Annotated in this window: 13 protein-coding genes; 4 read left to right on the forward strand and 9 right to left on the reverse strand. The window is 33.3% G+C overall.

Going from position 1 to position 16,842, the window contains the following annotated elements; translation table 11 throughout:
* Positions 1 to 56: 56 nt before the first annotated feature.
* A complete protein-coding gene (locus OM074_RS10940; RefSeq protein ID WP_301199513.1) occupies positions 57 to 1,130 on the forward strand; it encodes an ROK family protein in 1,074 nt (357 codons plus the stop codon).
* A gap of 39 nt (positions 1,131 to 1,169) precedes the next feature.
* The gene (locus OM074_RS10945) at positions 1,170 to 2,141 is read left to right on the forward strand and encodes a type I phosphomannose isomerase catalytic subunit (RefSeq protein WP_301199514.1); all 972 of its coding nucleotides are present in this window, start codon (positions 1,170 to 1,172) and stop codon (positions 2,139 to 2,141) included.
* Between the two features lie 93 nt (positions 2,142 to 2,234).
* Here OM074_RS10945 and OM074_RS10950 read toward each other — a convergent pair whose 3' ends face one another.
* From OM074_RS10950 to OM074_RS10990, 9 genes are all read right to left on the reverse strand, one after another.
* The gene (locus OM074_RS10950) at positions 2,235 to 2,693 is read right to left on the reverse strand and encodes a hypothetical protein (protein WP_301199515.1); all 459 of its coding nucleotides are present in this window, start codon (positions 2,691 to 2,693) and stop codon (positions 2,235 to 2,237) included.
* A gap of 240 nt (positions 2,694 to 2,933) precedes the next feature.
* Complete coding sequence (locus OM074_RS10955) at positions 2,934 to 3,437, reverse strand: MarR family winged helix-turn-helix transcriptional regulator (protein ID WP_301199516.1); 504 nt, start codon at positions 3,435 to 3,437, stop codon at positions 2,934 to 2,936.
* A gap of 121 nt (positions 3,438 to 3,558) precedes the next feature.
* Positions 3,559 to 4,908: a sodium:solute symporter family protein gene (locus tag OM074_RS10960; RefSeq protein ID WP_301199517.1), complete on the reverse strand. Its 1,350-nt coding sequence runs from the start codon at positions 4,906 to 4,908 to the stop codon at positions 3,559 to 3,561.
* A gap of 72 nt (positions 4,909 to 4,980) precedes the next feature.
* Positions 4,981 to 5,601, reverse strand: a complete 621-nt coding sequence (locus OM074_RS10965; RefSeq protein ID WP_301199518.1) for a MarC family protein — start codon at positions 5,599 to 5,601, stop codon at positions 4,981 to 4,983.
* A 1-nt stretch (position 5,602) separates the two neighbouring features.
* Positions 5,603 to 5,815: a hypothetical protein gene (locus tag OM074_RS10970; RefSeq protein WP_301199519.1), complete on the reverse strand. Its 213-nt coding sequence runs from the start codon at positions 5,813 to 5,815 to the stop codon at positions 5,603 to 5,605.
* Between the two features lie 217 nt (positions 5,816 to 6,032).
* Positions 6,033 to 6,881 (reverse strand): putative beta-lysine N-acetyltransferase, encoded by an 849-nt coding sequence (gene ablB / locus OM074_RS10975; protein ID WP_301199520.1) that lies wholly within the window; start codon positions 6,879 to 6,881, stop codon positions 6,033 to 6,035.
* Positions 6,874 to 8,187, reverse strand: coding sequence for a lysine 2,3-aminomutase (kamA, locus tag OM074_RS10980; RefSeq protein WP_301199521.1), 1,314 nt, complete (start codon positions 8,185 to 8,187; stop codon positions 6,874 to 6,876). Before kamA ends, ablB begins: the two co-directional genes overlap by 8 nt.
* A gap of 691 nt (positions 8,188 to 8,878) precedes the next feature.
* On the reverse strand, positions 8,879 to 9,973 hold the full coding sequence (locus tag OM074_RS10985; protein WP_301199522.1) for a serine hydrolase domain-containing protein: 1,095 nt from the start codon (positions 9,971 to 9,973) through the stop codon (positions 8,879 to 8,881).
* A 47-nt stretch (positions 9,974 to 10,020) separates the two neighbouring features.
* Positions 10,021 to 10,857, reverse strand: coding sequence for a mechanosensitive ion channel family protein (locus tag OM074_RS10990; protein WP_301199523.1), 837 nt, complete (start codon positions 10,855 to 10,857; stop codon positions 10,021 to 10,023).
* A 262-nt stretch (positions 10,858 to 11,119) separates the two neighbouring features.
* On the opposite strand from OM074_RS10990, the gene bamA reads away from it, so the two are divergent.
* Positions 11,120 to 12,931 (forward strand): outer membrane protein assembly factor BamA, encoded by a 1,812-nt coding sequence (gene bamA, locus OM074_RS10995; protein ID WP_301199524.1) that lies wholly within the window; start codon positions 11,120 to 11,122, stop codon positions 12,929 to 12,931.
* A gap of 11 nt (positions 12,932 to 12,942) precedes the next feature.
* Positions 12,943 to 16,767: a translocation/assembly module TamB domain-containing protein gene (locus OM074_RS11000; protein ID WP_301199525.1), complete on the forward strand. Its 3,825-nt coding sequence runs from the start codon at positions 12,943 to 12,945 to the stop codon at positions 16,765 to 16,767.
* Positions 16,768 to 16,842 lie beyond the last annotated feature (75 nt).

The raw sequence follows: 16,842 nt of genomic DNA on the forward strand, positions 1-16,842 counted from the left end.
ACCAATTTACTAAACCGGTTAACTTGTTAAATCTATAATAATAAAAATCATTAAACATGTCAATTTTTACAGATAAACGTATTGTAATGACCCTGGATGCAGGTGGAACAAACTTTGTATTTAATGCAATGAAGGGAGGAAAAACGATACTTGAACCCTATGGAACACCATCGTATGGTGATAACCTGGATAAATGTTTGGATACAATGCTCTCGGGCTTTAAAAAAGTGAAGTCGCAACTTGAGGAAGAACCTGTGGCAATTAGCTTTGCCTTCCCCGGACCAGCAGATTATCCCAATGGTATTATTGGAGATTTAGGCAACCTGCCGGGTTTTAGAGGTGGAATAGCGTTAGGAAGTATGTTACAAGAACATTTTAACATCCCGGTTTTCATCCAAAATGATGGAGATCTTTATGCATATGGAGAGGCTTTGGGAGGATTACTTCCTGAAATAAACAAACTTTCTGCAAAAAAATACAAAAACCTGATTGGTTTAACCCTGGGCACTGGTTTTGGAGCAGGACTTGTTCACAACAATACACTTATTGCCGGAGACAACAGTATAGCGGGAGAAGTATGGTTAATATCCAATTCTATTTCGCCGGAAGTAAATGCCGAAGAGGGCGTGAGCACCAGGGCAATCATTAATAAATACAAAGAACTCTCGGGCGACACGTCAAATACCATCATGCCTTTTGATATATATAAGATTGCTACTGGCCAGGCAGATGGAAATACAGAAGCAGCTAAAACCGCTTTTTATGAGTTTGGAAAACATTTAGGGGATGCTATTGCCAACCTGATCAACCTATTTGATGGCATTGTGGTTATTGGTGGAGGAATTACTGGTGCAAGTAGTTTATACATGCCCGCGGCAATGGAAGTTTTAAAAGGCAAATTCGGTTGCGGACAAAACAGATTGGTTCATAAAGTATATTGCCTGGATGATGAAAAGGATAAAAATGAATTTCTAGCATCTTCAAGCAAAACCATAAAGGTTCCATTCTCTGAAAAAACAATTGAGTATGACCCGGTACAAAAAGTTGCTGTTGCAACCAGTAATATTGATGCCAGTTTTGCTATTTCAATGGGTGCCTATGCCTATGCCATAAATCAATTGGATAAATAAAGACCTCTTTTATTATATAACCAAAAAACAATTTATTAAATGTTACATCCGTTAAAATTCAACCCCATACTAAAAGAAATGCTTTGGGGTGGAAAAAAAATTCCTGCACGCTTAAAAATAGATGTAGCCAAAGATGCTACTGTAGGTGAAAACTTTGCTGTTTCCGGATTGGAAAGTGATGTTTCTGTGGTGAGTGAAGGCCCGCTAAAAGGCAAAAACCTTAAGGAACTGATTGAGGATTATAAAGGCGACCTGATTGGCAAAAAAGTATACGATGCATTTGGAAGTAAATTCCCTTTATTAATTAAGTACATCGATGCAAATGATGACCTTTCGATCCAGGTGCACCCAAATGATGAACAAGCTAAAATAAAGCACAATGCATTTGGTAAAACAGAAATGTGGTATGTTGTTGAAGCCGAAGAAAACGCAAGTTTAATATCCGGATTCTCAAAAAAAACTACTGCTGAAGAGTTTGATGAAATGCATAAGAATGGGAAAATTATGGAATTAATGAAAAAGCACCCAACCCACGAAGGAGATACTTTTTTTATTCCAGCCGGAAAGGTGCATTCAATTGGCAGTGGCAACTTAATAGCCGAAATACAACAAACATCAGACATCACCTATAGAATCTATGACTTCGACCGTAAAGACAAGTTTGGCAACAGCAGGGAGTTACACCACGAATTGGCTATGGATTCCATGAATTTTTCTGATGATGACTCAGGGAAAGTCAATTATGATTTAACAAATAACACCAGTATAAAACTGGCTTCATGTAAGTATTTTACTACCAATATTATTGAGGCCACTCAACCCTGTGATAAAGATTATACCAATTGTGATTCCTTTGTGATTTTGATGAACACAGGTGGGGCATGTGAAATATCTACATCCGATTATACTACCTCATTAAACGATATGGAAGCTGTTTTAATCCCGGCATCTATTAATAAAGTTTCTATTACTCCCAAGAGTTCTGTAAAACTATTGGAGGTGTATATATAACCATCTGTTTAATGGAGTATTGCAATTTTTCCGGTATCTATGGTTAGTTATAATATATGTTTGAAAATGACTTGCCCTTATGGATACCGGATGCTATATAATATTTTTAATTGTAATATTTTTCCCCTGAAACATTATATCATCACCTACTCTTCTTGTATTCAACAATATACCTATTGGAGAAACCAATGATATTGAATAAAAGGCATTATTGTCTATTGCTATTTTCCCTAAAGCAACAGAAATAAAATAATTTCCATTACTGGTATATACAACGCTTCCAAATTCTACATTATCAGACAAATGATTCGTCTTTATTTTCTGAACCTCATTACGTTGTTTTAGTATATTTCGTAGTTGAGTTTCATTCTTATCAATTTCAATATGCATCATAGCTCTGGAGGTTTCATACTTGTCACCTACACTACTCTTTGAATCAGCATCTCTTGATTCTTTAGCTGATTTAATGGCTTCCTGCAGCACTGATATTTTCCCATCCAATAGTTTAATAACTTCATTTAAAAGCTGTTTCTTTATATTGGTTTCATTCATTGATTCAATTGTTATTCTTATATCCAGTTATGTATTCAGAAAAAGAGAAAAGTATTATCCATATATACTTTGCTGCCAGACAATCTCCCTGTATAATCAGATCTTAACTGCTATATGCATTTTTTTTATGAGAACAGAAATATAATCTCGCCTTAAAGCTCTAGTAACAGGACCTTTTTTGCATGCAAAAACTTTCATTTATTTTGAATAAATGTATCAAATATTAAACTTGAAACAACCTTATTCTCTCAAATTAGTTTCTTCATCAATGTCTTCCAGATTCACATCTAAGGTAATCAATGGGGATGCTTCGACTTGTTCAATATCAAGAAGTTCTATTAAGGTATTTAAGCTTGTTTCAACTTCCTTAAGTTTACGAGCATCTAGCTTTTCGAGTTTGTTAGATAATTGTTCATGTAAAAGGGATGGAATGGAATTTAAAAGATTATCTCCAGCAGAGGTAAGTGTGATATTAACCACACGCTTATCCCCTGTTTTTGGTAACCTAGCCAACAAACCTTTGGTTTCCAACCTATTAATAATGCCACTAACAGTACTTGAATTTAAATTCAGAAGTTTCTTTATTTCACCTTGAGTTAACTGATAATTAGCAGCATCCCGCAAAAATCCCAAACATAATACCTGGGGAATACTAACTCCATATTCCTTTTGTATTTTTTTTGATTCGATATCGACGGAACGTACAATTTTCCGAATCTTAATAAGAATTTCTTTCGTATCCATTTTTTAATATTCTAATAAAACAAAAATAATTTCTATTTCATTATTAAAAAATAGTTTATACCCATATTTGTATAATTATCTGCCACAACAATGGTATATAGCACTAAATATTATCTCTGTTTTATTGAATAACAGCTCTCTTCCCCCGCATCCAGGCTATCAATATATAACTTATTAACGAGAGAATTATCCCATAAACATTAGCATCTAATTGCCAAGGAAGTTCAACTCCGGTTGCTATCAGGAATAGTGTAAAAAAACCTCCGGTAATCATTGAAGTCATGCCGGCAGTACTATCTGGTTTTTTTAGAAAAAGAGCCATCAATACTGGTACAATCATACCTGAAACCATGAAAGAGTATGAATGCAACATTAAATCCAATACACTAGTCATTTTGTATGCCAGCACTAATGCTATTCCTCCAATCAAAAAGGTTAATAGTTGCGATGTTCTTAAGCTTTGGTGGCTATTATGTAATTTGAGCACGTCTGTAATCAAATTGCCGGATGATGCCATTAAACAACTATCAGCCGTTGACATGATGGCTGAAAAATATGCCGATAATACTACACCTAAAAAACCCACAGGCAATATTGTACGCAATAACACAGGCAATCCCATCTCTGCATCCAAATTTGAAATATTGTATCCAGTCAACATATTATTTTCCAATGCTACGCGAGCCAACATGCCCAATACCACACCCATAAATGCCATTATTGGATATTCGAATAATCCGGCAAAAAACCATGCCTTTTGTGCAGTTTTTGTATCTCGGGAGGCATATATCCTTTGATACAGAGTCATTCCAATAAACCATATTGGAATGATTGTAAACATCCAATTTACTAATTGTTGCCACTTTATATTGTTCAGACTTAAAAACTCAGGAGGAAGTGAGCTTTTTATAATTTCAATACCACCTACCTCAATATATGCAAATGGCAAGGCAACAAAAATTAGCCCACACATTAATACAATCCATTGTACGGTATCAGTGTATATAACCGCCTTTAATCCACCCAGTACAGTATAACCAACTGCTATGGCTCCCATAACCAGCAGAGCTAAATCCATAGACAGACCTGTAAAAGTAGAGGAAGCTAACTTTGCACCAGCTAATATCTGAGAGCTTGTAAATCCCAGGTATCCAATAGCTGAAATTGCTCCAGCCACCAAGGCTACTTTTTTATTATACTTATATTGTAAAAACTGTGGAAAAGACAAAAAGCCCTGCTTACGTGCTAAATTGGAAACTTTAGGAATTAAGAATATACAACTTAGCCAAGCCCCCAGTAATCCAGTAAACAACAGCCAACTACCTGATAGCCCCATGGTAAATCCCAAACCTCCTAAGCCAATAGAAAATCCTCCGCCAACATCTGTTGCTACTACAGAGAGTCCTATATGCAAACTGCTTAAACTCCGTCCTCCCACATAATAATCATCGGTGGATTTGTTCTTTTTCAAAAAAAAGACACCTACCCCAAGCATAGCTATGAGGTAGATGCAAAAAATTAATAAGTCAATAATATGCATAATTTAAAGAATGCGAGCTAACCAAAATCCGGTTCCATTCATAATAAGTTCTATAGAAATAGTTCCCAACAAAAAGGCAATTACCCTACCTGCAATATCAATATACTGCTCAATAAGCTCCTCCTTTGTTGATTGTATTTTGTCGTGAATCCATTTTAATACATATATAATGAAGATACATAATATAAGAGTAATAGCTATAGCCACCACAGCTGATATTTTATCAAGTTGCTCGCCTATAATAACACTATAACTTATGGTGCCTGGACCTATAAAGATAGGCATGGCTATTGCTCCAGCCACATGCTTAGACTCTCCACGAAGTGTTTCAATAGAAGCTCCTCCTTTAAAGATAAATTGCAACCCGGTTATTAGAAACACAATTCCTCCAAAAATCTGAAAAGATGCAAAACTGGCATTAAAAACATCCTTAAATATTGAATCCCCTAAAAGAGCAAACATTGAAAAGGCAAAAAAGCTAATGACTCCAGCTCTTATTAATATTTTTAAAAAAAGCTCTCTTGATTTTTTTTTAACAATATCAATAAGGTAAACAATAATCAAAAATGGGTTGAGTAATACCAGCAAAAGTCCAATTGATTCTATGATACCTTCTATATCCATGTTACCGTATGTTTTCTAACTTCAATTCTAATTTTGACGATTTATCACAGTGCTGTATTAATCCCTTTGTTATTAATGAAAATATTACTTCCTGTCCGACTGAATACGAAAGGTTAAGTTCTTTAATAATGTCTCCATAAAGACATTCTCCTTTTGATGCTAATAATTCTATTACTTTTTCTTCGGTGTACTGTCTGTTTCTTTTTTGAATCATATATTTATAATTATTTCAAATTCTCATTGTTTACTGATTTGTTACTTGTATTATCAAAATTCAGATATTCATTACAGTTTTTCCATCCTCTATAACCTCTATGGCAAAACACATTTTTATAAACCATTAACTTATTTTTATCTTCAGCGGTTTCTCCCTGATATATCTTACAGAATTCTTTATGTATGCATATATTTTTATTAGCCATAGTCATCGTTTATATATGTTTGTAATAAACATTCATGCTTTCGATATCACCTGAAATATTTGTATTTTTTATTAATGTTCCGGAATAAGTATAATCCATATGAATAAATGTAAGGTTCATTGGAATAGAATTTAAGCGAGCAATGGTATACAGTGTTTGAATACCATCTTCTTTCATTTCTTCCTCTAACTTTTTAAGCAAAGCTGTTGCTAACCTATTTCCGGAAAACCCTGGGTATGTTGCAAAATCTGTCATTTCCGCATTACCTGATTTAATGTCCATTTCAGCTGAAGCAATAGCTGCCAGTTTACCGTTTTTCTCAGCACCAAAATACCTGACATTTTCATCCATTGTTTGAAGAATATAGTCGTCGTCATGAATAGGAAACGGGTATGTTTCAAATACTTCTTTATAAATATCTATAATATCTGAAATATCATTTTCAGTTAGTTCTCTAACCGTAAAATCCGGATGATCTGCTACTTTCTTCCCAGATTCCTTATTAAGAATACTAGAAAACTTACTTAGTTGAGATCTTTCAATATCCAAAAACCTATCAGAATTTAGATATTTTGAAAGAAAGAAAACATCTTGTTCCGCATCATAAAACTCTGGAATAAAGGCTTCAAGTATATATCCATTAGCATAAAACGCAGGCGCATAATTCTTAGGAACCTTACAGATAATTTTGGAATATTTTTCTTTTACAGCCAACTCTGTCAACATATTAAACACTTCTGGCATATCCCTTTGATCCAGTTTCATCAGGTAAATTCTGTCATTATGTTTTCCGTGTTGAATACAAGTTCCCGACCCTATGGTTTCTACCGTATCATTAATCGTTAAAATATCACACATTATTCTCCCTCCTCGTAATTCGTTCGTTATCCTCAGGTATCAATGAGATCGTATTACATGTATCTGCCAATAATTTTTCAATGCCTATAGCCTCCGATTCATCTTTTTCCTGCACTGATAATTCAAGCGTACAGTTATCGCAGTTTCTATCGCACATTTTAGGTTCATAGCTATCTGGTTCTTTATATGTTGTTATCACACCCTCATAATTTCTTAATACAACTTTATTGGTAGACCATGAAATAATATAATTAGGCATCACCGGAATTTTCCCTCCACCTCCGGGGGCATCAATCACATACGTTGGACGTGCAAAACCACTTGTATGCCCTATCAGGCTCTCCATTATTTCAATACCCTTGCCAATGGGAGTTCTAAAATGGGATAATCCTTCCGAAAGGTCGCATTGGTACAAATAATATGGACGAACCCTGTTTTGAACAAGCTTATGTAACAACAGCTTCATAATCCTTGGACAATCATTTACGTCAGCTAGTAATACAGATTGATTACCCAATGGAATGCCTGCATTAGCAAGTTTTGCAAGAGCTTCCTTTGATGACGCCGTTATCTCATTTGGATGATTAAAATGTGTATTAATCCATACGGGATGATATTTTTTAATCATATCTACCAATTTATCTGTTATCCTGTATGGTAACACAACTGGCATTCTCGTTCCTATACGAACTACTTCAACATGAGAAATACTGCTAATTTCCCGAAGCAGCCATTCAAGTTTATCATCCGGTAACATTAATGGATCTCCTCCAGAAAGCAATACATCACGAACCTGAGGTGTTGCTTTTATATAATCGATACCTGCCTGCAATTGATCTTTTGAAGGTATAAAATCAACATCCCCCACTTTTCTTTTACGGGTACAATGCCTGCAATACATAGAACATACATTACTTATATGAAACAATACACGATCAGGGTATCTATGGGTAATCCCAATTACAGGACTATCCTTATCTTCTGACAATGGATCTTCTAATTCAAAAGAATGAGTAGTAAGTTCCTCTATGCTACCAAAAGCCTGTTTGAAAACAGGGTCATTTCTAAAGTTTTCTTTATCAATTAACGAAAGATAGTATGGGGTTATAGATAATGGAAACTTTTCAAAAGTTTGAGCAAGACCTTTTCTTTCATCCCCATCAAATCGTATTCCCAAGATATGTTCAAATTGATCTAATGTCCTGATAGAATTCCTAAGTTGCCACCTCCAGTCTTTCCATTTTGATAGTTCTGTTTTGTTCTCAATTTTACTTGCAATGTCTTTTTGTACCTGATTGTAAATCATACTTATTTTTGCTTTTTTAGCTAGATTGTTTTTTTTTAAAAGACTATATGGATTAAAGAATAGTTATCCCGGAATTAGGTTTGTTAATAATTTCCACATCACCATGTTGTACGTAACAATTACAAACAGTTGTTTTGACAACAATTCTTCTCTTACCATTTAATTTCTACACGAACAAATGTAGTGGTTTTTTATTCTTCCTCCAAAAAACACATCACGCTACAGGCATTTATTTACCACAGAATTCCCAAAAAGCACACCAAAATTCACGCAAATACCAATTGGATAAACAATTAACCACCAGCACCTTACACCTATAGTCCAAAAGAAAAATAAGCATAATTGAAACTATGAAATTAGAACAATATAAAATTTTCATTCTTACAGAAACGTTTTATCAGGGCACTGCTTATAAATAAGCTCAATAATCTCACATATACCCCCTTCAAATAACACAGGTATTATAACTCAATAGTTCGTTAGTTTTTTTTTATAAGTGTAAGATTATGAGATATTTAATAAAATCAACTTAGATTGGGTAAAAATATGATTTTAAGGATCTTGCAAATAAGTCTCTTATCTCTTATCTAAAATCTAACGATCTGTTAGTAACTAAAACATGAAGAATGCTAACTGCACAATGAGCTTACTAAAACCATTTCGCTCGTAGGTTGGCAAATTATTAGAAGAATTAACTATTTTGCATCTCAGGATGTATCCTGGTCAGATCCTTAATGAGATATTCTAATGGCATTCGTTTTTTTATCGGTATTTTTCTATTATCGGCATTTATTACAATTACCAAATCTAAATCAGGAACTACATTAATGATTTGCCCTCCGTTTCCAGGGATAAACCAGGAGTTAAACCCAAATTCAGTTTTTACCATTTGCCATTGGCAACAACTATATAAGGGATGTTGTATCTCTATATAAGGATTAAATATCTCATCCATCCATTTTGAAGAAACAATTTGGTTCCCATTCCAGTTGCCCTTATTTAAATGCAGAAGCCCATACTTAGCTATATCCCTTGATTTTAGTTTTAATCCGCCTCCTACATCGTATATGTCATTTTTTGCATACCAACTATATTCCTCTATTCCCAGAGGTTTTAACAAATTATCGTTGGCGAATTCTGCTATGTTTTGACCGGTTGCTTTTTTAATAATTTCACCAATAATAATATTGTTAGGACCACTGTATTCATATTTTGTTCCGGGAACTGTATCCATAGCCAATTCCAAAGATGCTTTTAACCAATCATCCATTCGATCTACTATAGCTCCCATATTATTAGGATCATTGACAGGCAAGGATTGTTCATCCCACTTAAAACCAGATGTATTATTAAGTAGATTTTTAATTGTTATTTGCTTTTTTAAACCATCTTCTTTCAATTGGGGATATTCCGGAAAATAATCAACCATAAGCTGGTTAACATCATCAATTTTACCCTGTTCTATCGCTATTCCTGTTAATATTGCACTAAAACTTTTTGTAGTGGATGCTAAAAAATGCAGTTCTTGGGGATTCCACCCATTGTAATACTGTTCAATTATTAGTTCGTTTTTATGAATAACAAGAACACTATGTATATTGCCGTATACTCCTTTACAAATATCATTATTTACCTTGTGAAAGACTTTTTCATTAAGGTTATGTTGCTTGATTGACGCTACTTTTAAGCCGTCTTTTTTATCAATTGGAACCTGATAGGAACAATCTGTTTTTGTTTTACAGGATATAGAACTTAAAACAATCAGAAATACTATTATTCTTCTCATACAATTTAATTTATATTAATGATGCAACAAGCAAAGTATCAACACTGTCAAAATTCTTTCGACTTTAGGTGCAGATCCATTTGTGGAAATGGGATGGTAATTTCATTCTCCTGTAGTCTTAAATATATTATACGGCGTATATCGCTTTTAACCCGCTCTATTTCAAAGATATCTTCGCTATAAAACAATACCTGAAAATCAATAGATGACGCCCCAAAATCCACCAGCCTGGCCTCTATTAAATTCTTATTGTATATTTTAGAATGCTCAAGCACACTGGACTCTAAAACTTTGATCACTTTTTCTATATTACTGCCATAGCTTACTCCAATATTGATCTTAAACCTTGTTTTTTTTGATTGGTGACTCCAATTGATTACTTTATTTGTTGTTATCAATGAATTTGGGATAATTACGGTTATTTCATCACGGTTTAATCCCTTAGAAGTTCTTATACCAATAACCTGAACTTTTACAATATCTCCGTCAATTTCAAGAATATCTCCCAACTTTATTGAGCGTTCAGATAACAATATTATACCGGAAATAATATCATTAAAAGTTTGCTGCAAACCAAGCCCTACTCCTACCAGTAATGCTGCAGAACTGGCAATCAGGAGGGTAAGCTTCACTCCTATCGACTCTAAAATTAAGCCTATAGCTATTAACCATACGATATATTTAATTATCTGAAAAACAGCGTATGCAGTACCATCATCCAGCCCTTTAAACAAACGTTTTTGACCAAGTGCCTTGTTTATTATCCTAAGAACCACCCTTGTTAACAAATATATAACCAGTATGATTACCAGAGTGTATACCTTCACTTGTGTATTCCCTAATTCCAATAAGGAAAAATCCAAGATATTTTTAATTTTATCCATTAAATAAACTTCAATTGTGTTAGGTGTATTTACCGACCCAATAATATTATTGAGTTGACTTTTTGAATTTACGAATAATATAAATATAGTACATTTGATTGCTTTGTTTATTTTACCTACACTTTTTCATTTATATTATATTCTTTTCATAATACTAATACACTGTACAGGACTAAATTTAATTAGTATATTACGTTATACAAATCAAGATAATTTTGAATATTATTGTAACATAAAACGGTTTGCAAATACCCAATGTGATATGCGGATATCTTCCATAGTAATAATATGTTTTTTTTGTGTATTCGCACATTATAATGCTAAAGCCCAAACCAATTACCGGATAAAAACATTAAATTTTAAAGGGAACGACTATTTAACCACCGAACAACTTAAAGACCAGCTAAACACAACATCCAGAAAAAAATTAGACAAGCTCCTGTTTTGGAAAAAAAATCCAGTATTTGTATTAAATATCTTAACTGATGATATTAGCAGACTAAAAAACTATTACATACGCAATGGTTTTTTACAACCTGAGATAACCTATAAACTAGATACTACACAACGCAAAAGCAAATCTCTGATAACTATCAACATTAATATTGAAGAAAAGGATTTTGTAATTATCGACTCCATCAATATATGTGGGTTACTTAATGAATCCACAAAAAAAATCATTGATTCTACAAAAAACAATCTGGAGTTGAAAAAGGATAGCCGCTTTATAGATAAAGATATTTTAGGAGCTGAAAATTCAATATTACAGAATTTATTAAACGTAGGCTATCCTTTAGCTACTATACAAAAAGAAATCAAACTAGATAAAAACAGGGGAAAAGCTCTTATTAATTTTAACGTAAATCCCGGTCACAGATGCTATTTTGGAAACATTAGGGTATCCGGAAACCGATTAATACCTGAAAAATTTATCAGGAAACAGATTTTATTTTCAAAATCTAATATTTACAACCAACTATTAATCAATAAAACCCAACAGAACATATATGATACAGACCTTTTTCAATATGTGATAATTAATGCTTTAAAGGACAGTATTAAGGAAAATTATGTGCCGATTGAAATATCAGTAAAAGAACATCCAAGATGGTCTTTTGAAGGAGGTATTGGTTATGGTACAGAAGACAGGGTCAGACTTTCCGGGCAGGTTTCAAAGCTAAGCTTTTTGGGTGGAGCGCGAAGACTGGTTCTCAATGCGAAAACGTCATATTTTGTCCCCTTAAACATTGATATAAAATTCATACAGCCCAACTTACTTTTAAATCATCTTGATTTTTCACTAAATCCTTTTTTTATAAGAGAAAGGGAACAAAGTTATCAAATAGACAGAATTGGGGGTGGACTTAATTTTCTCTATCACTTTAGTAAAAGAACCAAATTTAACTTAACATATGCATTTGAACACGATAGGCTGAATGAAATAAACGACTTACAACTTGATTCTGAGGAGTTGATTCACAATAAATCTATAGTAAGCCTTGGAGGCCTTTATAATGCCACCAACAACCGTTTTTATCCATCAAAAGGCGTTATAATTGATGGCTCTATTTCCTATTCAGGTCTGGGATTTGGGTACGATATGCATTATTATCAAATCCAATCTTCATTGCGCCAATATATATCATTATCAAATCATTTAATACTTGCTCTTAAATTGAAATCCGGGGTTATTCAAAATGTATTCAATTCACCCGAAACTCCACTGGAAGAAAGGTTTTATGCAGGTGGAGCCATCTCATTGCGTGGATGGGAAAGACATAAAATATCACCTGTAAACCAGGATGGCTTTGCTATTGGTGGAAATACCCTTTTGGAAACCAGTACTGAAATAAGGTTTCCAATATATGATATCTTTGGTGGAGTTATCTTTTTTGATGCCGGAAATGTTTGGCCCCTTTCCTATCAGGCTAATTTATCCTCCCTTCATTACAACACAGGCATAGGCTTCAGGATTAAATCGCCCATTGGTCCTATACGCCTGGATATGGCTTCGCCTATTATAAAAGATTCTTTTGATTTTCAATTCTTTATATCAATAGGCCAAACCTTTTAAAGCAATTTATAATGTTAAAGCAAATACTTAAAATAGCAGGTTTCATAACATTAGGTACTATCACCACCTTAATGTTGCTATTTTTTTTAATCAGAATTGGAGTTTTAAATAATATAATTGCGCAAACAGCATCCAATCAAATTAATAAAAGCATCAATGGCAAATTATCCGTTGAAGCTATAAACGGAAATGTCTTTTCTGATTTTACATTGTTAAACCTTCAAATCTTGCAAGGTCATGATACAATTATGACTTGCGATACAATTAGTATTAAATATACCCTGACAGAATTGATAAATAGAACCATAATAGCAGACAAGATTAAAATCGCCAACCTTAAAACCTATATAACACAACAGCCTGATTCAAACCTGAATTGGGCTAATTTGGTACCCCCTGCAAATAATATTGACAAGGATTCTGAAACAACTAATTGGAAAATAGAAATACGCGACCTGCAATTATGCAATTTTATAACTAAGCTAAACATATTGCATAAAACTGCCTATATGCCTGAATATCTTAAATCAGATATTAGATGTAACTTTACCAATACTACGGATAGCCTGTACTTAAATATACATTCGTGCAGTGTAATGTTCCAAAATCCCGATATAAATCTAAATCTTAAAGCAAGCATATCTAAAAGCAAAAACATTTTAAAATGGTATAATCTGGCACTTTTGCTTGAAAATACGCCAATTACATCTGCCGGGCAAATTGAGCTAGATAAAAAAAGAATCATAAACTCAAAAATCAATATTTCTCCTTTGCGAATTTCCGATTTTAACACCCTGATACCCCAGATAAAACTATATGGAAATCCTGATATATCCATTTCTCTAGAAGGTGATTCGGAATGTTATATGCTTCAAACGACTATACAGGAAGAGAACCAAAAAATACAATTTGATGCCCAGTCATATGCAATTGACAAAACACCTAATTATGTATTTAACCTATCTATGAAAAATTTTAACGGATTTTCATGGACACAAAACCCCAAATATAAATCTGACCTTAATGCAAATCTACATGTCAAATCAAATAGTCTTGATCCCAAAGAAGCTATATTGTCTTTAAACGGCCAATGTGCGGATTCTACATTTGACAAATATCTGTTAAAACACATAACCATTAATAGCACAAAAGACAAGGATTTGATAATAGGTTCGTTAATAACAAAATCCTCCTATGGAAACCAAAAGCTAAGCTATACAATTAAAGATTTGTTTGCTCAACCCTCCTACAACATAAATTCCCTCTATGAAAACATTAACCTGCAAGTCATACCAGGGATTGATTCTATATACTCCAATCTAAACGGAAACATTTCAATAAGAGGGAAAGGATTCTCATTAAAAGAAATGCAAACAAAACTCAATATTAACTCAAAAAACTCATCCATAATAAAATACCCAATTAGCGACTTGCAAATCGAATTTGAATACAATAAGGGAAACTATAATATTAAGGGACTCGGTTTTGAAACTCCATATTTTTCGCTTGTGGCCAATGCACATGGAAACCTATATCAAGAAAATCATATAAACTTTCAGTTTGAACCCCAGGATATTAATCCTCTTATTAAAGATTTTACCACATCAAATATTAATAGCAAGGGAATAATAGAAGGAGTGATATCTGGTAATCCAGATAACCTGGAGGCAAACATCCAACTCAACATGGAACATGCTATGTATGATTCAATTCATTGCGGCCCTTTGGATGGCCATATAAACCTAAGCCTGTCAAAAAATAATTATAATGGCAATATATTGCTAAACGTAAATGAGCTATCTTACAATAAGCTTGAAACAAAACTCCTGAATTTTAAAAGTAACTTGGCAAATGACACTCTATATGCAAATATTAACCTTATTATAAACGATTCGTTAAATACTTCTTTCGCAGGAAGCCTGGTGAACTATAAAAATCCAAAGATTCTTGTAGATTTATTCAATATAAACTATAACAAAACCAGCTGGAGTAACCAATCTGATTCAACCTATTTACAGCTCAATCCACACGAAATCTATGTTCACCAAATACATTTAAAGTCCAACCAACAAAGCATCAAAGTAAATGGCAATTTATCCTTTGATGGCAATGAAGATCTGGAGATTAATATTCAAAATTTTAATATAGGAGACATACCCTATCCCCTATTGAAGGAAAGATACCTATCCGGAAATCTATCGTCTGCCATCAGCCTTAAAGGAACCGCCCAATACCCCAATATCAACAGTGAAATAACTATATCCGGACTCAAAATAAATAATTATAACATTGACAACTTTACATCAAAAATTGAATATAAAAGCAATCTCCTCTCTTATTACGGATTGATTGAACGAAACAATTTACAGCCAATAAAAACCAGCTTACTACTACCTTTAAGCTTGTCGTTAACAGATAGTATTTATTTATTAAAAGACCAAAACAGTTTTTTTGCATCTATTAATATTGATAGCTTAAACCTAAACAGTTTACACCAGATATCGCCTTTGCACAACACAATGATAAAAGGTTATGCTTTTGCTAATATGAGAGCCACAAACTCAATTAATAAACCTCAAATAGATGGAACCTTTTTAATAAATAAAGGACAATTTATAAATTCAGATTACGGGATAGATTATAAAGAAATTGAACTGAATGCTTTGGTAAAACAAAAATTAATTACACTAAATAACCTAAGTGCACAAACACCTCCAAAAGGCAAGATAAAATTGGAAGGATTTATTCATTTAGAAGACTCAGTGCACTCGAATACAGAACAAATCCTTTTAAAAGTAAATTCCACAGATTTTCAAATAATAAAATCAACCATTGCCGATGTAAATCTTAACGCTAATTTAAAACTATCCGGAAATCACATGGCATCAAGGGCTGATGGGAAAATAATTATTAACCGATCGCGTATTAATGCCGACTATTTCAGTCAAATTCACTCTAAAAAAAATGAAGATCCCAATCCCCCACTATTATTAATTGCCTTGCAAGATACCTTACCGGCAGTCAATCGAGATTCTGTAAACTCCAAAATTAGTCTTGACACTCCGGATATGTTAAAACATATTCAAGGCGAAATTGAAATAAAGATTCCTTCAAATACATGGGTTCGTGGGAAGGATATGAACTTTGAACTTACTGGCCTGTTAAAAGCTATTAAAACAACCGAAAGCTTAAATTTGGTGGGGAATTTAAAAGTAAGAAAAGGATCATATAAAATGTATGGAAGAACCTTTAATATAAAAGAAGGTGAATTAACTTTTACCGGCGGTAAGGATTTAAATCCTGTTGTGGATTTTGCTATATTGTATAAGTTTCGGGATATTGCTAAAGATCTCCGTCAAATTAAAATTCAAATTTCAGGTACAATGCAGCAACCCGAATTTGTATTTTTTATGGATGAAGACCTTATTGATGAAAAAGATGCCATATCCTATATTATTTTTAACAAAGCAGCAGACCAATTAAGTGCAGGACAAAAAAGTAAAGTATTTAGCAGTGAAGAATTTGCTATGAATTTAGTGCTAAACCAGTTATCAACGATAGTTAATGAATCACTTCGTCAGTCAACCGGGCTTGACGTAATTGAATTAAGCGGAGAAGATAATTGGAAACGCAGTAGCGTAACACTGGGCAAATACATTACCAATAAATTATATTTAGGTTACGAACAATCTTTTGTACTGGATAAAAAAACAAAAGCCATAAATACTGAAAAGATGATGTTAGAATACCAGTTGCTCAGGAATATTATTATAAAAGCAACAAACCAAAACAGCAATTCCGGTTTTGATTTAATATTGAAAAAAAACTGGCGATAAACCTATGATAAAGATGTTGTATTATTTTAAAACAGAAAATTAAAAACAAATAATTACCAGAGAACACCTTAGGGT

The organism is Plebeiibacterium marinum (genome assembly GCF_026013615.1).
Lineage (GTDB): Bacteria > Bacteroidota > Bacteroidia > Bacteroidales > Marinilabiliaceae > Saccharicrinis > Saccharicrinis marinus_A.

What these genes read in the sequence shown, in the direction of transcription:
- OM074_RS10940 (WP_301199513.1), top strand. Translation starts at nt 57, where the DNA reads ATGTCAATTTTTACAGATAAACGTATTGTAATGACCCTGGATGCAGGT.
- OM074_RS10945 (WP_301199514.1), top strand. Translation starts at nt 1,170, where the DNA reads ATGTTACATCCGTTAAAATTCAACCCCATACTAAAAGAAATGCTTTGG.
- OM074_RS10950 (WP_301199515.1), bottom strand. Translation starts at nt 2,693, where the DNA reads ATGAATGAAACCAATATAAAGAAACAGCTTTTAAATGAAGTTATTAAA.
- OM074_RS10955 (WP_301199516.1), bottom strand. Translation starts at nt 3,437, where the DNA reads ATGGATACGAAAGAAATTCTTATTAAGATTCGGAAAATTGTACGTTCC.
- OM074_RS10965 (WP_301199518.1), bottom strand. Translation starts at nt 5,601, where the DNA reads ATGGATATAGAAGGTATCATAGAATCAATTGGACTTTTGCTGGTATTA.
- OM074_RS10970 (WP_301199519.1), bottom strand. Translation starts at nt 5,815, where the DNA reads ATGATTCAAAAAAGAAACAGACAGTACACCGAAGAAAAAGTAATAGAA.
- ablB (WP_301199520.1), bottom strand. Translation starts at nt 6,881, where the DNA reads ATGTGTGATATTTTAACGATTAATGATACGGTAGAAACCATAGGGTCG.
- kamA (WP_301199521.1), bottom strand. Translation starts at nt 8,187, where the DNA reads ATGATTTACAATCAGGTACAAAAAGACATTGCAAGTAAAATTGAGAAC.
- OM074_RS10985 (WP_301199522.1), bottom strand. Translation starts at nt 9,973, where the DNA reads ATGAGAAGAATAATAGTATTTCTGATTGTTTTAAGTTCTATATCCTGT.
- OM074_RS10990 (WP_301199523.1), bottom strand. Translation starts at nt 10,857, where the DNA reads ATGGATAAAATTAAAAATATCTTGGATTTTTCCTTATTGGAATTAGGG.
- bamA (WP_301199524.1), top strand. Translation starts at nt 11,120, where the DNA reads ATGCGGATATCTTCCATAGTAATAATATGTTTTTTTTGTGTATTCGCA.
- OM074_RS11000 (WP_301199525.1), top strand. Translation starts at nt 12,943, where the DNA reads ATGTTAAAGCAAATACTTAAAATAGCAGGTTTCATAACATTAGGTACT.